The 2,844-nt window shown below is 71.7% G+C and carries 4 protein-coding genes and 1 pseudogene; 3 read left to right on the plus strand and 2 right to left on the minus strand.

Annotated features, from left to right (window positions below; translation table 11 throughout):
• Positions 1-192, minus strand: a pseudogene (locus AC27KI_RS22105) (SAM-dependent methyltransferase); the annotation flags it as partial.
• A 74-nt stretch (positions 193-266) separates the two neighbouring features.
• Between AC27KI_RS22105 and AC27KI_RS22110 the strand changes: the two are divergent.
• Positions 267-701, plus strand: coding sequence for a helix-turn-helix domain-containing protein (locus AC27KI_RS22110; protein ID WP_284431654.1), 435 nt, complete (start codon positions 267-269; stop codon positions 699-701).
• A 72-nt stretch (positions 702-773) separates the two neighbouring features.
• Complete coding sequence (locus tag AC27KI_RS22115; protein WP_284427181.1) at positions 774-1,322, plus strand: hypothetical protein; 549 nt, start codon at positions 774-776, stop codon at positions 1,320-1,322.
• A 15-nt stretch (positions 1,323-1,337) separates the two neighbouring features.
• Here the strand turns inward: AC27KI_RS22115 and AC27KI_RS22120 are convergent, their stop codons facing one another.
• Positions 1,338-2,024 (minus strand): DNA-3-methyladenine glycosylase I, encoded by a 687-nt coding sequence (locus tag AC27KI_RS22120; RefSeq protein WP_317355217.1) that lies wholly within the window; start codon positions 2,022-2,024, stop codon positions 1,338-1,340.
• Positions 2,025-2,119: 95 nt separating this feature from the next.
• Here AC27KI_RS22120 and AC27KI_RS22125 point away from each other — a divergent pair.
• A partial coding sequence (locus tag AC27KI_RS22125) for an aminopeptidase (protein ID WP_487115857.1) occupies positions 2,120-2,844 on the plus strand: 725 nt, incomplete at its 3' end.

Genomic DNA, 2,844 nt, shown 5'->3' on the forward strand with positions numbered 1-2,844 from the left:
CCCGGTGCCGCAGCCGATGTCGAGCACCTGCATGCCGGGCCCCGCGCCAGGGGCGTCGGCCGCCTCGGCGAGCAGGGCCTCGAAGGGCGCGAACATGCGGTCGAGCAGGGGCTGCGCCTGCACCCAGGCGTGGCCGGCGGCGCCGTTCCAGAGCGCGGCTTGCGGGGAATCGATCGAAAGGGGTGGGTTCATGGCGGCTTCCTGGGTGCCTGGAAAGGGAGTGAAAGCTAGACTGTGCGACTTCAAGCCGACTTGAGGTCAAGCCCATGGAGATCCTGGACATCGCCGAGGTGGCACGCCGTTCGGGCCTGCCGGCATCGACGCTGCGCTTCTACGAAGAAAAAGGCCTGATCGCCTCCGTCGGGCGGCACGGCCTGCGGCGGCTGTTCGATGCGGGCGTGGTGGAGCGTCTCGCGCTCGTCGCGCTCGGGCGGGCGGCCGGCTTCTCGCTCGACGCCATCGGGCAGATGTTCGGCCCCGACGGCCAGCCGCGCATCGACCGCGACCGGCTCCTGGCCCAGGCCGACGACCTGGACACCACCATCCGCCAGCTCACCGCCATGCGCGACGGGCTGCAGCACGCCGCGCGCTGCAAGGCCCCCAGCCACATGGAATGCCCCACCTTCCGGCGCCTCCTGCGCGCCGCCGGGGCGGGGGCTGCCATCGGCCGTCCCAGGCGGCCCGCCGATCCAGGCCACTGACCCGCCAGGGCCCCCATGGCCTGCGGCAAAGGGCACAATCGATCCACCCTTTCCACCTGCCGGGACCGCACCATGTCCACCCACCTTTCACCGAACGACGCCGGCGCCCTGTACCAGGCGTTGCAGGCGGGCCCGCTGGCCGGAAGCCCCATCACGGCGCTGCGCATCGGAGCGGGCCACTCGTCCATCGCCAGCGGCACCCAGGCCCAGGCCCGGCTGCTGCGCACCCTGGAAGTGGGCTACTACGCCACGGCCGCCGCCTGCTTTCGCCACGATCCCCCGGCCGAGGGCGAACTGGAGCACGCCATCCAGGTGGTGGAAGAGGCCGTGATGCCCGTGCACGCGGTGCTGCCGCCGGGCACCACGCTCTACACGGCCGATGCCGGCATCCGCCAGGTGGCGCTGGCGGCCGGCATCGAAGCCCAGCCCGAGATGACCCTGCCGCTCGATGCCGTGGAGCGCACCTTCAACCGCCTGGTCTCGGTGGCCCTGGGCCGCCCGCCCGCCCAGGAGGGCCTGCCCGAGGGCTCCGCCTTCGCCGCCACGCTGCTCATCCTGCGCGAATGCATGCAGCACCTGGGCTTCGACCGCATCGTGATCCGCTCCGACACCGTGGTGTAGCCCGCGGCCCGGTGATCAGCCCGGACCGGGCACCACGAACGCCGCACGCGCCGCCTCGGCCGCCGCGCGCACGCTGCAGCCTTCGAAGTGGTCGTTGACCAGCCCCATGGCCTGCATGAAGGCATAGACCGTGGTGGGGCCGACGAAGCTGAAACCCCGCTTTTTCAAGTCCTTGGACATCGCCACCGAAGCCGGCGTGGTGGGCATGGCGCGCACCGACTCCAGCGTGATGCGGCCGGGGCGCCCCTCGGCGGCGGCCGGGGCGAAACGCCACACGTAGTGCGCCAGCGAGCCGAACTCGCGGCGCAGCTCCAGCACGCGCTGCGCGTTCTGGATGGCCGACTCGATCTTGCCGCGGTGGCGCACGATGCCGGCATCGCCCAGCAGCCGCTGCACGTCGGCCGCACCGAAGCGCGCCACCTGCTCGGCATCGAAATGGGCAAACCCCGCGCGGAAGGCTTCGCGCTTGTTCAGGATGGTGAGCCAGCTCAGGCCCGCCTGAAAGCCTTCCAGACACAGCTTTTCATACAGGCGCCGGTCGTCCGCGACCGGAAAGCCCCATTCATGGTCGTGGTAGTGGCGGTACAGCGGCGTGGCGCTGCACCATTGGCAGCGGGCGCATCCGGCCTCGTCGGTGAACAGGCCACTGTCCGGGCTGGAAGACGGGTGGGCGGAAACGGGAGCGGAAAGAGGGGCGGGCATGCCGGGATTCTGCCCGCGCCCCGAACGCGGGGGCACCCGGCGGCGAACAATGGCTTTCGCTATCCTTGGCCCACCGACCGTCGACCCATTGCCGAATGCCCCTGCCACCCTTTCCCCCGTCACCCTTGCGGTCGCCTCGCCCCCTGCTGCTGGCCGCCTCGCTCCTGCTCTCCGGCTGCGCCAGCACGGGGCAGTCGCTGGCGTACTACTGGCAGTCGGTGCGCGGGCACCTGCAGCTCATGCACGCGGCCGAACCCATCGACACGTGGCTCGCGCGGGGCGACACCTCGCAGCCGCTGCGCGATCGCCTGCAGCTGGCACAGGAGGCCCGGCGCTTCGCCGTGACCGAGCTGGCGCTGCCCGACAACGCCAGCTACCGCCGCTATGCCGACCTGGGCCGCCGCGCGGCCGTGTGGAACGTGGTGGCCGCGCCGCCCGATTCGCTCACGCTGCACCGCTGGTGCTTTCCGATCACGGGGTGCATCGGCTACCGCGGCTATTTCAACGAGGCCGATGCGCGCGCCGAGGCGGCGCGGCTGGCCACCGAGGGCCTGGAGGTGGGCGTGTACGGCGTGCCGGCGTATTCCACCCTGGGCTACATGAACTGGGCGGGCGGCGACCCGCTGCTCAACACCTTCATCGGCTGGCCCGAGGGCGAGTTCGTGCGGCTGCTCTTCCACGAGCTGGCGCACCAGGTCGTGTACGCCCATGGCGACACGCTGTTCAATGAATCGTTCGCCACCGCCGTGGAGCGCCTGGGCGTGGCGCGCTGGCTGGCCGAGCGCGCCACGCCGCAGGCGCGGGCCGACTACGCGCGCGG

The sequence above is a fragment of the Acidovorax sp. KPB24-03 genome (genome assembly GCF_057546605.1).